Source organism: Nocardia sp. CC227C (assembly GCF_030767025.1).
In the GTDB taxonomy this organism is placed as follows: domain Bacteria; phylum Actinomycetota; class Actinomycetes; order Mycobacteriales; family Mycobacteriaceae; genus Nocardia.
In genome coordinates this window covers 185,179-200,421 of the sequence record NZ_JASITE010000003.1, presented here as the reverse complement: position 1 = coordinate 200,421, position 15,243 = coordinate 185,179, and the positions used below count along the sequence as shown (strand labels likewise).

Here is a 15,243-nt window from a genome sequence, read left to right as displayed (position 1 = left end):
TTCATTAACTGTAGTGATACGCGGACGGGACTACCCGGCCGCATTCGGAGGCACTCCCATGACGCTCAGGGAAGAACTCATCGCACCGGCCGCCGAGGCCCTGGCGAATCCCTATCTCGAAGGTCCGTACGCGCCCACGGCCGAGGAGGTCACCGCGACCGACTTGCCGGTGCTGGCCGGGGAACTGCCCGCCGACCTCGACGGTGTGTATGTGCGCAACGGGCCGAACCCGCAGTTCGCCCCGCTGGGGCGCTACCACTGGTTCGACGGGGACGGGATGCTGCATGCGGTGCATTTCGACGGCGGGAAGGCCACCTATCGCAATCGCTATGTGCGGACCCGGGAATTCGAGGCCGAGCGAGCGGCGGGAACCGCCCTGTGGCGCGGGGTGATCGAGCCGTGGGAGGGCAACCCGGCCGGGGATCGGCGGGAGCGCAACTCGGCGAATACCGATGTGGTGTTCCACCACGGGAACCTGCTGGCGCTGTGGTATCGGGCGGGCAAACCCTATGCGGTGGACCCGATCACGTTGGAGACGCGCGGCACGGACGAGTTCGGCGGCACGCTACCGGGCGAGGTGTCGGCGCACGCGAAGGTCGACGAGCGCACCGAGGAGTTCGTGTTCTTCGACTACGGAATCCACGCGCCCTACCTGCGGTACGGCGTCGCGGACCCGTCGGGGCAGGTCACCCACTACACCGGAATCGAACTGCCGGGACCGCGACTGCCGCACGATATGGCGATCACCGAGAACTGGTCGATTCTCATGGACCTGCCGCTGTACAACGATCCGCGCGCCGCGGCGGCGGGACGGTTCAAGCTTTTCTTCGATCGCGAATTGCCTTCGCGCTTCGCGGTGCTGCCGCGCCGCGGGGACGGCGCGCGGGTGCGATGGTTCGAGGCGAAGCCGGGCTACATCTATCACACCGTCAATGCCTGGGAGGACGGCGACGAGATCGTCATGGTGGCGTGCCGGGTGGCGCGGCCCAGCCCGGCGTCGGACCGGACGCATCCGCTCGCGCAGCTGCTGGCGTATCTGCGGCCCGAGGCGACGCTGTACCGGTACCGGTTCAATCTGGCGACCGGCGCGACCGTCGAGGAGCCGCTCGACGACGTGAACACCGAATTCCCCGCCATCGATCAGGGACTGACCGGGCGGCGCGGCCGCTGGTCGTACCAGATGCGGCTGTCGGTGGACCGCACCATGCTGTTCGACGCGGTGATCAAGTACGACGTGCTGACCGGAGCCAAGCACACCCAGCCCTTCGGCGACGGGATCTTCGGCAGTGAGCTGACCGTGGTGCCGCGCGCGGATGGCGACGGGGAGGACGACGCCTGGCTCACCATGTTCGCGCACAATGCGCACACCGGACTCGGCGAGGTGTGGATCTTCGACGCCGCCGATCTCGCGGCCGGTCCGGTCTGCCGGCTCGGGCTGCCGGTGCGGGTGCCGCTGGGCTTCCACGCCACCTGGGTGAGCGGGGAACGCATGCGCGCGGCGGCGCGGCCGGTCGCATGAACACCAGACTCAGTGTCAGCCTGCCGTATTGGCAGGACCGCGACCCCATGGACGCGCTGCGGGTGGCCGAGACCGCCGACAAGCTCGGCTACCGACGGCTGTGGGTGGGCGAGATGGCAACCTTCGACGCCTTCGCGCTGGCCACCGCGATCGGCACGGCACCGGGACGGATTCCGCTGTGCATCGGACCGCTGGCGGTGGACGTGCGCAGTCCGGCGACCATCGCCATGGGCGCGGCCAGTGTGGCCGCGCTGACCGGGCGGCGGGTCGGGATCGCGCTCGGCACCTCCAGCACCGTGGTGGTGCGGGACTGGCACGGTCGGGAAAGACGCAGCACCGCAAGGCATCTGGAGGAGTCGGCACGAATCGTTCGCGGTTTCGCGGACGGCGCGAAGGTGGACTTCGACGGGAAAACCGAGAACACGCACGGATATCGGTTGCGCCTGCCCGCCCCGAAATGCGAGCTGACCGTCGCGGCCTTCGGCGACCGCGCCCTGACGGCCGCCGCGCGCACCGCCGACCGCGCGGTACTCAATCTCGTGACACCCGAACAGGTTTCCCGCTGCGCCGAGGCATTGGGCACCTACTCCGCCCGCGCCGGACGGCCCCGCCCCGCACTGTCCGTCTGGGTGACGGCCGCCGCCGACCCCACACCGGAGGTCTACGACAGCGTGCGCCGTGGCCTGGTGTCCTACCTGCGCGCGCCCGGCTACGACGCCATGTTCACCGCCGCCGGATTCGGGGAGCCCGTACGCCTGGCCCATTCCGGTGCGCATCCACGCGACCTGGCGGCCGCCGTGCCCACGGGGCTCGCCGACGCGGTGGGCGCGTTCGGCGACCGGGACACGCTGGCCGAGCGCATCGCCGCCTACCGGCGCGCCGGAGCCGACGAGGTGGTCATCGTCCCGGTCACCACCGCCGAGGACCCGGCGGGCCTGCGCACCCTCGAAATCCTCACGGAGGTGAAGGATGTGTGACACCGGCTCGATACCGGCAGACGCCGGGACGCTGTCCACTGGCTCACGGCCGGGCGCGGTAGCCGCGGAGCAGCCGCTCCACGCTGCGGCGGTCGTCACGCGGGCGGTGGCCCGTGGCTGACGCCTACATCTACGACGCGGTGCGGCTGCCGCGCGGGCGGGTGCGTCGCACCGGGGGCACCCTCGCCGAGCTGCCACCGTACGAGCTGTTCGGCCAGTTGCTGACGGCGCTCGAACATCGCTGCTGCCCACCGGAAGTGGTGGACGATGTGCTCGTCGGCGTCAGCACCGCGACGGGTGAGCAGGCCGGAGACATCGCCCGGGCCGCCCAATTGTGGTCCGGATGGCCGGATTCCGTGCCGGGCGGGGCGGTGTCGCGCCTGTGCTGTTCCGGACTGGACGCCATCGAGAGCGCGGCGGCACGGGTGGCGGCCGGATTCGCCGATGTGATCGTGGCGGGCGGGGTCGAGTCGATGTCGCGGGTGCCGATGCTCTCGGACCGGCCCGCCATCGCCACCGATGCGGATCTGGGCGAACGCACCGGGTTCGTGACCATCGGCGTCTCCGCGGATCTGACCGCCGCCGGGTACGGGATCGGCCGCGCCGAACTCGATTCCTACGCGGTGGCCTCGCATCGCCGAGCCGCCGCGAGCACGGTATCGCGCTCCGTGATCCCGGCCCGCAAGGGCGGCACCGTACTGCTCTACGCAGACGAGGGCGCGCGCCCCGGTGCGGGCACCGACGAATTCGGAGCGCTGCCCGCACTGTTCGGCGAGGACGCGGGCTGGGCACGGGTCGCACGCCGCCTGCCGGACGCTCCCCGTCCGGCGGCGGGACTGCACACCCTGGCGACCGCACCGCAATTGGCGGATGGCGCGTCGGCGGTCGTCATCGGCAATCGCGCCGCCACCGATACCCTCGGCCGCCGACCCCTCGCCCAGATCGTCGGCACCGCGCAGACCGCCGTCCGCTCCCCGCTGCTCACCGCACCGGTCACCGCCGCCCGGAAAGCACTGGACCGCGCCGGTATCCGCGCCGCCGACCTCGATGTGGCGGAGGTCAACGAATCCTTCGCCGTCACGCCGCTGGTGCTCACCCGCGAACTCGGGCTCGATCCGGCGCGGGTGAATCCGAACGGCGGCGCGGTCGCCGTCGGCCATCCGCTCGGCGCGACCGGAGGAATTCTCATCGCCCAGGCACTCGACGAACTCGCCCGGACCGACGGCGAATTCGCGCTCGTCACCATTCCCGCCGCCCTCGGTTTGGGTGCGGCCATGGTGCTGCGACGTCTCCACTGATCACCACTCCCACCTCAGGAACAATGATGTCCGAGTCACCCCGCCCCATCCTCACCTGCCACCCCGATGAGACCGTCCGCCACTACCTCGACCGGGGGTGGTGGGAACCGGAGACGCTGCCGCAGGCCCTGCGGCGGCGGGTCGACGCGACACCCGACGCGGCGGCCGTCAGCGATCCGGCCAATCTGGCCGACCTCACCGGAGCCGCGCCGCGCACCCTTTCGTGGCGCGAATTCGACTCCTACACCGTCGATCTGGCGAGTGCGCTGTTCGCCCACGGCGTTCGGCAGGGTGATACGGTCGCCGTCCTGCTGCCGAACTCGGTGGCGCTGACGGCCGTGTACTTCGCGCTGTGGCGGCTCGGCGCGGTCGCCACCCCGATGCCCGTCTCGTACCGGCGGCACGAACTGTCCGGCATCGTGGCCGCCACCGGCGCGACCGCCGTCGTCACCGTGGGACGGCTGGCCGACCGGAAGCTCGCCCTCGAGGCGGCCGAGGTGGTGCGGACCGTCTTCGCCTTCGGGCCGGATGCGCCGCACGGCGCTGTCGGTCTGGATGAGCCGGACACGGCGGCGCGAGAGCGGATGCGCGACTACGAATCCGGGCTGGCGGTCACGGTCAACGACCGGGTGACCGTCTGCTGGACCAGTGGTACCGAGGCCGCGCCCAAGGGCGTGCCGCGCTGTCACGGGGACTGGCTTGCCATGGCGCGCGGTGTGCAGGACGGACTCCAGCTCACCCCGGACGCGGTGTTGCTCAATCCTTTTCCCATGGTGAACATGGCGGGGTTCGCTGGCTCGTTCCTGCCGTGGCTGCTGGTGGGCGGACACCTGGTGCAGCACCACCCGCTGGACCTGCCGGTGTTCTTCGGGCAGATCGCCCGGCACCGCGTCACCCACACCAGCATGCCGCCCGCGCTGCTCACCATGCTGGTGCAGAACGACGCACTGCGGGCGAGCACCGATCTCACCTCGTTGCGACGGGTGGGCTCGGGCGGCGCGCCGCTGCCGCCGGGGGTGGTGCGCCGCTGGCAGGAGGAGTTCGGGATCGAGGTGCTGAACTATTTCGGCTCCAATGAGGGCGTATGCCTGCTCGGCGCGCCCGCCGACATTCCGGATCCGACCATGCGGGCCCAGCATCTGCCGCGCTACGGGGCTCCCGGGACGCGGTGGTCCACCCGGCTCGCCGAGAGCACGGCGGTGAAACTGGTCGATCTCACCACCGGTGAGACGGTGACCGAGCCCGGCGGCCGGGGTGAGCTGCGGTTGCGCGGCCCGGCCGTGTTCGGAGGCTATCTCCCGGGCACCGCTACGGCGGATCCCTTCGACGCCGACGGATTCCTGTGCAGCGGCGATGTTTTCGAACTCGCGGGCGAGGACGGCAGATATCTGCGATTCGTGGACCGGGCGAAGGAGATCATTATTCGCGGCGGGATGAATATCGCGCCCGCCGAGATCGAGGGGCTGCTCACCGACCATCCCGGGGTTGCGGAGGTGGCCGTGGTCGGCTACCCGGATCCGGTGCTCGGTGAGAAATGCTGCGCCGTCGTGGTTCCCGCCGCCGGAGCCACGGTCACCCTGGCCGATCTGGTGGCGCATCTGCGGGCGCTCGACGTGGCCTCGTTCAAACTGCCCGAACGGCTCGAGCTCGTCGAGGCGCTACCGCGCAATCCGGTCGGCAAGGTGCTGCGGCGGGAACTGCGCGACAGCCTCGCCGCCCGGAGATAGGAGTTCACATGTCCCCCGATGCCGTACACATCCTCGGTGGCAGCCAGACCGACTTCGCCGTCAACTGGCACCGTGCCGGGAAGGAGTTCGACGCGCTGGTCGCCGAAACCGTCTCCCGCACACTGGAAGCCGCAAGGGTCGACGCGGCCGACGTCGGAGTCGTGCACGTGGGCAATGCCTTCGGTCAGCTGTTCACCGGACAGGGGCAGCTCGGCGGCATGCCCGCCACCGTGCTGCCCGAACTGTGGGGCGTGCCCGCCGGCCGACACGAGGCCGCCTGCGCCTCCGGCAGTATGGCCGCGCTGGCCGCCATGTCCGATCTGGAATCCGGGCGCTACGACTGCGCACTCGTGCTCGGCGCGGAACTGGAGAAGACGGTGCCCGGCGCGCAGGCCGCACGCCATCTGGGGGCCGCCGCCTGGGCCGGACACGAGGCGCAGGACACCGACTTCGTGTGGCCGACCATGTTCGCCGCCGTCGCCGACGAATACGATCGCCGATACGGGCTCGACGCCGCGCACCTGCGCGCGATCAGCGAACTCAATATCGGCAATGCCCGCGCCAATCCCCTGGCGCAGACCCGGGATTGGTCGTTCACCGCCGAGAGCTTCACCGCCGACGACACCGCCAACCCACCGGTGGCCGGAATGTTGCGCCGCCAGGATTGCAGCCAGATGACCGATGGGGCGGCGGGTGTCGTGCTGGTCTCGGATCGGTTCCTGGAACGGCGACGCGGCGTGCCGTACGCGACGATCACCGGATGGGGGCACCGCACCGTCGGCCTTCCGCTGGACGCCAAACTCCGTGCCGCCGCGAGCGATCCGTATGTGTTTCCACATCTGCGGCACACCGTGCGCGACGCTCTCGACCGGGCCCGCCTCGCCGATATCACCGAGGTCGACGGCATCGAGGTACACGACTGCTTCTCCATGTCCGAGTACCTCGCCATCGACCACCTCGGCATCACCGCGCCCGGCGAGAGCTGGAAGGCCATCGAATCCGGCGACATCGCCCGCGACGGCACCATTCCGATCAACCCCGGCGGCGGCCTCATCGGCATCGGCCACCCCGTCGGCGCGACCGGCGTCCGCATGCTCCTCGACGCCTACCGACAGGTCACCGGCCGGGCGGGCGACTGCCAACTCCCCGGAGCCCGCCGCTACGCCACCGTCAATATCGGCGGCAGCGCCACCACGGTCGCCAGCTTCGTCGTGGAGGCATACGGGTGAACCGCGCGCTTCCGGCTCACAAACCGGTCGCTGTCACGGCGCTTCTCCGGCCTGATGCGGCTTCTCCGGCCTGATGCGGGTTCGCCGGACGCAGCGCCGTGCACAATCCCGGGAGTCCGCCGACCAGGATCAGGTGCACCGGCCCGCAGATTAGCGGTCACCGCACCGGAGATGAAAAGATCGGTCCGTGCGCATACTGGTGCAGCGGGTGAGTTCAGCGGCGGTTTCCGTCGAGGGCGAGGTGGTCGGCCGGATCGACCCGGCCGACCACGGTGCGCCCCACGGCTTGGTCGCTCTCGTCGGCGTCACCCACACCGACACCGAGGCCACCGCGAAAGCGCTGGCCGACAAGCTGTTCCGGCTGCGCGTCCTCGAGGGTGAACGCTCCGCCGCCGACCTGGGCGCACCCATCCTCGTCATCAGCCAGTTCACCCTCTACGCCGACACCGCCAAGGGCCGCCGCCCGTCCTGGTCGGCCGCCGCTCCGGGACCGGTGGCCGAACCGCTGGTGGACTTCTTCGCCGCCGCGCTGCGAGAACTCGGCGCGACAGTGGCGACCGGGCGGTTCGGTGCGCATATGCATGTGGAACTGGTCAACGACGGACCGGTCACGCTGCTGTTGGAGGGCTGACGCACCGAGTTCGCCAGCACCGCACCGTCGTCCGCCACCTCGGTACTGTGGCGCTCATGCTCGTGTGGATCAATGGCCCCTTCGGCGGCGGCAAGACCCAGACCGCATTCGAACTGCGTCGACGGCTACCCGGCAGTGTGGTGTGCGACCCGGAAATGGTCGGGTTCGGGCTGCACCGGACCATGCCGCCCGAACTACGCGGCGACTTCCAGGACCTACCCGCCTGGCGGCAGGGGGTGTTCGAGGTGCTGGATCTGGTGCTGCGGAAACACGACGGACCGGTCATCGCCCCGATGACCGTGGTGAACCGGGCCTACTTCGCCGAAACGGTCGGACGGCTGCGCGAAAACGGCCACGACGTCAAACACTTCTCCCTGCTGGCCAGCCGCGACACCGTGCTCGAGCGCCTGCGCGAACGCTCCCTCATCCGGCTCGGCCTACGCGGCGACACCTTCGCCGCCGCCAATGTGGACCGCTGCCTGGACGCGCTCCGGCACTCCGAGTTCGCCGAACACATCCAGACCGACCATATCGATATCACCGACGTGGCCGACCGAATCGCAGCCTCCTGCGGGCTCACGCTCGCGCCGAATACCGATGGCCCACTCCGCGCCCGGCTACGGCGCGCCGGAGTGGGCATCAGGCACATCCGTTTCTAGGCGCACCGCTCCCTGGTGGCCGGAACCACCTCGGAGATCCAGCGGCGCAGCTGTGTCTCGTCCTCGGATTCGGGCCGGTAGACGAAGGTGTCGAACCCGGTCTCACGAGCCAGCTCCGCCAGAATGCGGGACCATCCGGCGGCGTCGGTGCGGATGGGGTCCTCACCGCGCATGGTCACCGGGCCGGGAGCGTCGGTAATGGTGCCGACCAACTGCGCCATGCGCGTGATCGCCGCAGGGTACGCGTCCGGAGTCGGCGGCCCAGATATGGTCCGCTGTGCGGCGGGCCACTTCTCGCACAGTAGGTGGTGCGGAATGGGCGGCGACGGAGTGGGTTTGGTGGCGCACCAGTTCAGAGGGCCAGATGCAACCTGAGTGCCCGATCCAGCCTTGTCACCGCAGCTGCGGGAAGGCGGCCCAAAACGCGGCCGACGCGCTCCACGGACACCGACCGCACTTGTTCAGCTTGGGCCTTCGACGGCACCCGCAAACCTGGAATATCCTCGAGTAGCACCTGAAAGGGGAACGTTTTCTCGACATTGCTGGTGACCGGTACGACCGTCACGACGCCACGGCCCAACTCCACCGCCCGCCGGTTGGCCCCATCGTTGCTGACGACTATGGCTGGACGCCGCTTGGCGACCTCATTGCCCCGAACCGGGTCGAAGTCCACCACTACGATATCCCCGCGCCGCATCACGCCAGCCCGTCATCAGCGGCAGTCGACCATACAGACTCCTCATCGGAACCTTCCCACTCGTCCCATGCCTGCTCGTAGGCATCCTCCAGCGCGCGGGCACGCAGGAGCGCGATCGCCTTCCGCACAGCGGAGGATCGGCCAGGCAGCCCGGCTCGACACACTTCCGCATCGAGCGTCGCCAGATCCTCCTCCGTCAGGCTCACACTGAGCTTCATACTCCGATGCTACCACCGGTAGGAATGCCTGGTACCGAGGAGTTGCCGCAAAGAGACGTGCCCGCCTCGACATGAGGCGGGCACGAATGATCAGGATGTCTACTCCGGGCGCAGAGTCAGGATGCGGGGGCCGTCCTCGGTCACGGCGACCGTGTGCTCCCAGTGGGCGGCGCGGGAGCCGTCGGTGGTGACCACGGTCCAGTCGTCTTCCAGGGTCTTGGTTTCCGTGGTGCCGAGGGTGAGCATGGGCTCGATGGCCAGGACCGAACCGACCACGAGGGTGGGGCCCTTGCCGGGCTTGCCCTCGTTGGGGAGGAAGGGGTCCATATGCATTTCGCGGCCGATGGCGTGGCCGCCGTAGCCGTCGACGATGCCGTAGGCGCGGCCGTGCTCGGCCTCGGCGGCGCGGGTGCCGAGTTCGATGGCGTGCGAGACGTCGGTGAGGCGGTTCCCCGCCACCATGGCGGCGATCCCGGCCTCCATGGACATCTTGGTGGCCTCGCTCAGCAGCCGGTCGGCCTCGATGAGGCTGCCGACACCGAAGGTCCACGCCGAATCGCCGTGCCAGCCGTCGAGGATCGCGCCGCAGTCGATGGACACCAGATCGCCCTCGGCCAGCACATCCTCGGTCGACGGGATGCCGTGCACCACCCGGTCGTTGACCGATGAACAGATGGAGCCGGGGAAGCCGTGGTAGCCCTTGAACGACGGGATCGCCCCGGCCTCGCGGATCACCTGCTCGGCCACCTCGTCCAGCTCCAGGGTGGAGACCCCGGGCTTGGCGGCGTTGCGCACCGCCACCAGGGCGCGGCCGACGACAGCGCCGGCCGCCGCCATGGCGTCCAGTTCACCGGCGGTGCGGAACGGCACCACCTTCTTGTGCTTGCGCCCGAAGACCATTCAGCGACCCAGCGCTTTGAGCGCCCGCGCGTTCACGTCGTCGATCTCACCGACGCCCTCGACCGTCACCACCAGCCCGTCGTAATGCTCGAGCAGCGGCTCGGTCTCCTCGCGGTAGACGCGCATCCGGTTGCGGATGGTCTCCTCGTTGTCGTCGGCGCGGCCGCGGGAGAGCATGCGCTCCACCACCACGTCCTCGGCGACCACGAAGCACAGCACCGCGTCCAGCTTCTTGTCGGCCTGGGTCAGCATCTTCTCCAGCGCCTCCGCCTGGTCGACGGTGCGCGGGTAGCCGTCCAGCACGAAGCCGTTCACCGCGTCCGGCTCGGCGATCCGAGCCTCGACCATGCGGTTGGTGACATCGCTGGGAACCAGGTTCCCGGCGTCCATGTACTTCTGTGCTTCGCGGCCCAGCGGAGTCTGCTGGCTGATGTTGGCGCGGAAGAGATCCCCGGTGGAGATGTGCGGCACACCCAGCTTCTCCGACAGCAGAACGGCCTGAGTACCCTTGCCGGCCCCCGGCGGTCCGAGCAGAACAACTCTCACTTGAGGAACCCTTCGTAATTTCGATTCATCAGCTGGCTCTCGATCTGCTTGACCGTATCGAGGCCGACGGACACGATGATCAGCACCGCAGTACCGCCGAACGGCAAGTTCTGCACACCGGTGTTATTGCCCATATTGAGGAAGACATTCGGCAGCACCGCCACCGCACCGAGGTAGATGGAGCCCGGCAGGGTGATGCGGCTGAGCACGAAGTTCAGGTAATCGGCGGTCGGCTTGCCCGGGCGGTAGCCCGGAATGAAGCCGCCGAACTTCTTCATCTCGTCCGCGCGCTCCTCCGGATTGAAGGTGATCGCGACATAGAAGTAGGTGAAGAACACGATCAGCGCGAAGTAGATCGTCACGTACACCGGGTTGCTCGGATTCACCAGATACTTCTGGATCTGCTCCTGCCACCAGGCGGGATCGCCGGTGGTGTCCTGCGTCAGCTGCGCCACCAGGTTCGGCAGGTACAGCAGCGAGGACGCGAAGATCACCGGGATGACACCGGCCTGGTTCACCTTCAACGGCAGATAGGTCGACGAGCCGCCGTACATCTTGCGGCCGACCACGCGCTTGGCGTACTGCACCGGAATCCGGCGCTGACCCTGCTCCACGAAGATGACCGCGACGATGACCGCGAAGGCGGCCAGCACGACCAGGGCGAACTTCACGTGGGAACCGCTGTCCCAGATCATCTTGCCCTCGGCCGGGATGCGCGCCGCGATACCGGCGAAGATGAGCAACGACATGCCGTTGCCGACGCCCTTTTCGGTGATCTGCTCACCGAACCACATCACCAGCGCCGCGCCGGCCGTCATGACCAGCACGATGATGATCATGCCGAAGATGGAGGTATCGGCCAGGATGTCGTCGGGGCACCCGCGCAGCAGCTGTCCGCGCGCTGCGAGCGCCACCAGACCCGTCGCCTGCAGGACCGCCAGCGCGATCGACAGGTACCGGGTGTACTGGGTCATTTTCGTCTGACCCGCTTGACCTTCTTTTCGCAGTTCCTCGAACCGCGGAATGACGACGGTCAGCAGCTGGATGATGATGCTCGCGGTGATGTAGGGCATGATGCCGATCGCGAACACGGACAGCTGCAGCAGCGCGCCGCCGGAGAAGAGATTGATGAGCTGGTAGATACCGGCGGAGTCACCACCGGAGACCAGGTCCACACACTTCTGGATGTTCTGGTAGTCGACACCCGGTGAGGGCAGCGCGGCACCGACGCGGTAGAGCGCGACGAGGCCCAGCGTGAAGAGAATCTTCCGCCGTAAGTCCGGGGTCCGGAAAGCCGACACGAAGGCGGAAAGCACAGATCCTCCTGGCTAACGACATGGGTCAGGCCATGGCTTCAGCGATTGCGGGAAACGCCGATCCCCATGACGGTGTTGGCAGACAACACTTGAACTTTAACAGTGGCACCGGACGAGCTCTCCACTCGTCCGGTGCCGCTGTGTTTTCAGCCTACCGTCAGGCCAGCTCGGTGGCAGTGCCACCGGCCGCGGTGATCTTCTCCTTGGCGGAGCCGGAGAACTTGTCGGCGGAAACCTGAACGGCCACACCGATTTCGCCCTCGCCGAGCACCTTCACGAGCTCGTTGCGGCGAACGAGGCCCGCGGCGACCAGCTCGGCCTTGCCGATCTCGCCGCCCTGCGGGAACTTCGCGGCGATATCACCGACGTTCACGACCTGGTACTCGGTGCGGAACGGGTTGGTGAAGCCCTTCAGCTTGGGCAGACGCATGTGGATCGGCATCTGCCCGCCCTCGAAGCGGACGGGAACATTCTTGCGAGCCTTCGTACCCTTGGTACCGCGGCCCGCGGTCTTACCCTTGGACGCCTCACCGCGACCCACACGGGTCTTCTCGGTCTTGGCTCCCGGGGCAGGACGCAGGTGGTGCAACTTGATGGTCATGCCTTAAACCTCCTCAACCTGAACGAGGTGGCGCACGGCATTGATCAGGCCACGGTTCTGCGGGTTGTCCTCGCGAACCACGGACTTGCGGATACCGCGCAGCCCGAGGGTGCGAAGCGACTCGCGCTGATTCGCCTTGGCGCCGATGCTCGACTTGATCTGGGTCACCTTGAGCTCAGCCATGTCAGACTCCCTGTCCGGCACGCGCACGCAGCATGCCCGCGGGAGCGACATCCTCGATCGGCAGACCGCGGCGGGCGGCCACCTCTTCCGGACGCTGGAGCATCTTCAGCGCGGCAACAGTCGCGTGCACAACGTTGATGGCGTTGTCGCTACCCAGCGACTTGGCCAGAATGTCGTGGATGCCGGCGCATTCCAGCACGGCACGCGCCGCACCACCGGCGATCACACCGGTACCGGGCGAAGCCGGACGCAGCATGACCACACCGGCGGCCGCCTCACCCTGAACCGGGTGGGTGATGGTGGAGCCGATCATGGGAACGCGGAAGAAGCCCTTGCGAGCCTCCTCGACACCCTTCTGGATGGCCGCGGGAACTTCCTTGGCCTTGCCGTAGCCGACGCCGACCAGACCGTTGCCGTCACCCACGATCACGAGGGCGGTGAAGCTGAAGCGACGACCACCCTTCACGACCTTGGAGACGCGGTTGATGGCGACGACCCGCTCGAGCTGGTTGGTCTTCTCGGCAGCCTGCTCGTTCCGGCGGTCGCCGCGGCGACCCCGGTTGTCGCGGTCATTGCTGTTCTGTCCGGCGGGTCCGTTGCCGCCGTCACGCCGCTGACGTCCCGGCATCAGACAGTCCTTCCGTTCACGCAGGCGGGGCCTGCACTGTGCACAGTGTTGATCATCAGAACTTCAGCCCACCTTCGCGAGCGGCATCGGCGAGGGCCGCGATCCGGCCGTGGTAGTCGTGACCACCACGGTCGAACACGACCGCCTCGACACCGGCGGCCTTGGCGCGGGCGGCGAGCAGCTCGCCGACCTTGGCGCTCTTGGCGGACTTGTCGCCCTCGAACGCGCGCACATCGGCCTCGATGGTGGACGCGGCGGCAATGGTCTTGCCGGCCGAGTCGTCCACCAGCTGGGCGTGCAGGTGCCGCGAGGAGCGGTTCACCACGAGACGCGGGCGCTCGGTGGTTCCGGCGATCTTCTTGCGCAGACGGAAGTGACGGCGGGTCTTCGACAGACGCCGCGCGGTCGAAACATCCGTGCCGACCGGCTTGCGCCGAGTCTTCTGGTTTTCGGTTTGTGCCATGGCTTACTTACCCGTCTTTCCGACCTTGCGGCGCACGACCTCGCCTGCGTAGCGGATGCCCTTGCCCTTGTACGGATCGGGCTTGCGCAGACCGTGGATCACCGCGGCGATCTGGCCGACCTTCTGCTTGTCGATGCCGGACACGGAGAACTTGGTGGGCGACTCGACCGCGAAGGTGATGCCCTCCGGGGCCTCGACCGGAACCGGATGCGAGTAGCCCAGGGCGAACTCCAGGTTCGAGCCCTTGGCCTGCACGCGGTAACCGACGCCGAAGATCTCCATCTTCTTCTCGTAGCCCTGGGTCACACCGACGATCATGTTGTTGATCAGGGTGCGGGTCAGACCGTGCAGCGAGCGGTTCTCCCGCTCGTCGTTCGGGCGGGCCACCTCGAGCTCACCGCTCTCGGCCTTGGTCACCACGATCGGCTCGGCGACCACGTGCGAGAGCGTTCCCTTGGAACCCTTCACCGTGACGCGCTGGCCGTCGATGGTCACCTCGACACCGGCGGGAACTGTGATCGGCTTCTTACCGATACGCGACATTGTTCCTACCTCCCTTACCAGACGTAGGCGAGGACTTCGCCGCCCACGCCCTGCTGCTTGGCCTGACGGTCAGTGAGCAGGCCGGAGGACGTGGAGATGATCGCCACGCCGAGGCCGCCGAGCACCTTGGGCAGGTTGGTGGACTTCGCGTACACACGGAGACCGGGCTTCGAGACACGACGCACACCCTGCAGGGAGCGCTCACGGCTCGGGCCGTACTTCAGGTCGACGATCAGGGTCTTACCGACCTCCGCATCCTCGGAGCGGTAGTCGGCGATGTAGCCCTCACGCTTGAGGATCTCGGCGATGTTCGCCTTGAGCTTCGAGTGCGGGGCCTTCACCTGATCGTGGTACGCCGAGTTGGCGTTGCGCAGACGGGTGAGGAAGTCTGCGATCGGATCAGTCATGGTCATAGGTTGACCGCTACCTTTCTCGCCGCGGTTCCCATTCAGCACCGTCACACGGGCGGTCGTGGGCCTACGACAATTCGGCTCGGTCCGATCGGCAGCATGCCGACCGGATGATTCACAGCGGCCCGGAACACGCCGCACGCGGACGCATGCGGACACAGGTGTGCCCGAGCAACCGGTCTAGTGTAGGCAACGCCGCTGGTCTCGCCAAATCCGGGTGTGCGAACCCGACCGGGCGGCTGACCGGCGACGATCCGCCGCCCACGCGGATTGCCGACCGACAACTCCGTCACGTAGTTTCACCCGTCACAAGGGACGCCGCGGATCGGGCTGCGGGCGAGGATGTTTCGAAGGCGGGTGGGGATGACCGGCGACGCGGATCGCGCCGAACGGATCGACGAGGCGATATCCCGGGTGCGGGGGCGGGCGCAATCCAACGGTGGAGCGGTATCCATCGAGGTCGACGCCTACAAGATGATCACGGCTATCCGGATCGCGCCGCACGCCATGAGCGCGGACCCGGACAACCTGGCCCGGGTGATCGCCGCGCTGCACCGCAAGGCGAGCGAGGAGGTGGAGGCCGCCGCCCAGCGGGTGTTCGAGCAGCTGACCGCACCGCGCCCGACCGTTCGCCCCACAGCCGCGGAATGGGACGACGACCGGCCGACTCCGATCACGTACTCGGTGTAGAGGGCAGG

20 protein-coding genes are annotated in these 15,243 nt (G+C 68.2%); 8 read left to right on the top strand and 12 right to left on the bottom strand.

The window, feature by feature from the left end; translation table 11 throughout:
* The first annotated feature begins 58 nt into the window (after window positions 1-58).
* The 7 genes from QMO76_RS06940 to QMO76_RS06910 all read left to right on the top strand — a co-directional run bounded on the left by QMO76_RS06940 (window position 59) and on the right by QMO76_RS06910 (window position 8,040).
* Window positions 59-1,519, top strand: a complete 1,461-nt coding sequence (locus tag QMO76_RS06940) for a carotenoid oxygenase family protein (RefSeq protein ID WP_306360351.1) — start codon at window positions 59-61, stop codon at window positions 1,517-1,519.
* A complete protein-coding gene (locus tag QMO76_RS06935; protein ID WP_306360350.1) occupies window positions 1,516-2,496 on the top strand; it encodes an LLM class F420-dependent oxidoreductase in 981 nt (326 codons plus the stop codon). The genes QMO76_RS06940 and QMO76_RS06935 overlap by 4 nt, the downstream gene beginning before the upstream one ends.
* Window positions 2,497-2,609: 113 nt before the next feature.
* Entirely contained in the window at window positions 2,610-3,794 is a 1,185-nt protein-coding gene (locus tag QMO76_RS06930; protein ID WP_306360349.1) for an acetyl-CoA C-acyltransferase, read from the top strand.
* A gap of 26 nt (window positions 3,795-3,820) precedes the next feature.
* Window positions 3,821-5,521, top strand: coding sequence for a class I adenylate-forming enzyme family protein (locus tag QMO76_RS06925; protein ID WP_306360348.1), 1,701 nt, complete (start codon window positions 3,821-3,823; stop codon window positions 5,519-5,521).
* Window positions 5,522-5,529: 8 nt separating this feature from the next.
* On the top strand, window positions 5,530-6,750 hold the full coding sequence (locus tag QMO76_RS06920) for an acetyl-CoA acetyltransferase (protein WP_306360347.1): 1,221 nt from the start codon (window positions 5,530-5,532) through the stop codon (window positions 6,748-6,750).
* Between the two features lie 187 nt (window positions 6,751-6,937).
* Window positions 6,938-7,381 carry a D-aminoacyl-tRNA deacylase gene (gene dtd / locus QMO76_RS06915; RefSeq protein ID WP_306360346.1) on the top strand — a complete coding sequence of 148 codons (444 nt, stop codon included), beginning with the start codon at window positions 6,938-6,940 and terminating at the stop codon, window positions 7,379-7,381.
* A gap of 56 nt (window positions 7,382-7,437) precedes the next feature.
* Window positions 7,438-8,040, top strand: a complete 603-nt coding sequence (locus QMO76_RS06910; protein WP_306360345.1) for an AAA family ATPase — start codon at window positions 7,438-7,440, stop codon at window positions 8,038-8,040.
* Here QMO76_RS06910 and QMO76_RS06905 read toward each other — a convergent pair.
* From QMO76_RS06905 to rpsH, 12 genes are all read right to left on the bottom strand, one after another.
* Window positions 8,037-8,261, bottom strand: a complete 225-nt coding sequence (locus tag QMO76_RS06905) for a hypothetical protein (RefSeq protein WP_306360344.1) — start codon at window positions 8,259-8,261, stop codon at window positions 8,037-8,039. The genes QMO76_RS06910 and QMO76_RS06905 overlap by 4 nt on opposite strands.
* 131 nt (window positions 8,262-8,392) lie before the next feature.
* Complete coding sequence (locus tag QMO76_RS06900) at window positions 8,393-8,740, bottom strand: type II toxin-antitoxin system PemK/MazF family toxin (protein WP_306360343.1); 348 nt, start codon at window positions 8,738-8,740, stop codon at window positions 8,393-8,395.
* Entirely contained in the window at window positions 8,737-8,955 is a 219-nt protein-coding gene (locus tag QMO76_RS06895; RefSeq protein ID WP_306360342.1) for a ribbon-helix-helix protein, CopG family, read from the bottom strand. The genes QMO76_RS06900 and QMO76_RS06895 overlap by 4 nt, the downstream gene beginning before the upstream one ends.
* Before the next feature lie 99 nt (window positions 8,956-9,054).
* Window positions 9,055-9,855, bottom strand: a complete 801-nt coding sequence (map, locus tag QMO76_RS06890; protein WP_029923652.1) for a type I methionyl aminopeptidase — start codon at window positions 9,853-9,855, stop codon at window positions 9,055-9,057.
* A complete protein-coding gene (locus QMO76_RS06885; RefSeq protein WP_306360341.1) occupies window positions 9,856-10,401 on the bottom strand; it encodes an adenylate kinase in 546 nt (181 codons plus the stop codon).
* Window positions 10,398-11,717, bottom strand: coding sequence for a preprotein translocase subunit SecY (gene secY, locus QMO76_RS06880; protein ID WP_306360340.1), 1,320 nt, complete (start codon window positions 11,715-11,717; stop codon window positions 10,398-10,400). The genes QMO76_RS06885 and secY overlap by 4 nt, the downstream gene beginning before the upstream one ends.
* A gap of 157 nt (window positions 11,718-11,874) precedes the next feature.
* Window positions 11,875-12,318 carry a 50S ribosomal protein L15 gene (rplO, locus tag QMO76_RS06875; protein WP_306360339.1) on the bottom strand — a complete coding sequence of 148 codons (444 nt, stop codon included), beginning with the start codon at window positions 12,316-12,318 and terminating at the stop codon, window positions 11,875-11,877.
* Between the two features lie 3 nt (window positions 12,319-12,321).
* Window positions 12,322-12,501, bottom strand: coding sequence for a 50S ribosomal protein L30 (gene rpmD, locus QMO76_RS06870; protein ID WP_029923648.1), 180 nt, complete (start codon window positions 12,499-12,501; stop codon window positions 12,322-12,324).
* Between the two features lies 1 nt (window position 12,502).
* A complete protein-coding gene (rpsE, locus tag QMO76_RS06865; RefSeq protein ID WP_029923647.1) occupies window positions 12,503-13,129 on the bottom strand; it encodes a 30S ribosomal protein S5 in 627 nt (208 codons plus the stop codon).
* A gap of 55 nt (window positions 13,130-13,184) precedes the next feature.
* Window positions 13,185-13,592 (bottom strand): 50S ribosomal protein L18, encoded by a 408-nt coding sequence (rplR, locus tag QMO76_RS06860; RefSeq protein WP_306360338.1) that lies wholly within the window; start codon window positions 13,590-13,592, stop codon window positions 13,185-13,187.
* A gap of 3 nt (window positions 13,593-13,595) precedes the next feature.
* The gene (gene rplF, locus QMO76_RS06855) at window positions 13,596-14,135 is read right to left on the bottom strand and encodes a 50S ribosomal protein L6 (protein WP_143982798.1); all 540 of its coding nucleotides are present in this window, start codon (window positions 14,133-14,135) and stop codon (window positions 13,596-13,598) included.
* 14 nt (window positions 14,136-14,149) lie between these two features.
* Complete coding sequence (gene rpsH / locus QMO76_RS06850; RefSeq protein ID WP_029923644.1) at window positions 14,150-14,548, bottom strand: 30S ribosomal protein S8; 399 nt, start codon at window positions 14,546-14,548, stop codon at window positions 14,150-14,152.
* Window positions 14,549-14,908: 360 nt separating this feature from the next.
* Here rpsH and QMO76_RS06845 point away from each other — a divergent pair, with 360 nt between their 5' ends.
* Window positions 14,909-15,235: a YbaB/EbfC family nucleoid-associated protein gene (locus tag QMO76_RS06845; protein ID WP_306360337.1), complete on the top strand. Its 327-nt coding sequence runs from the start codon at window positions 14,909-14,911 to the stop codon at window positions 15,233-15,235.
* The last annotated feature ends 8 nt before the right edge of the window (window positions 15,236-15,243 follow it).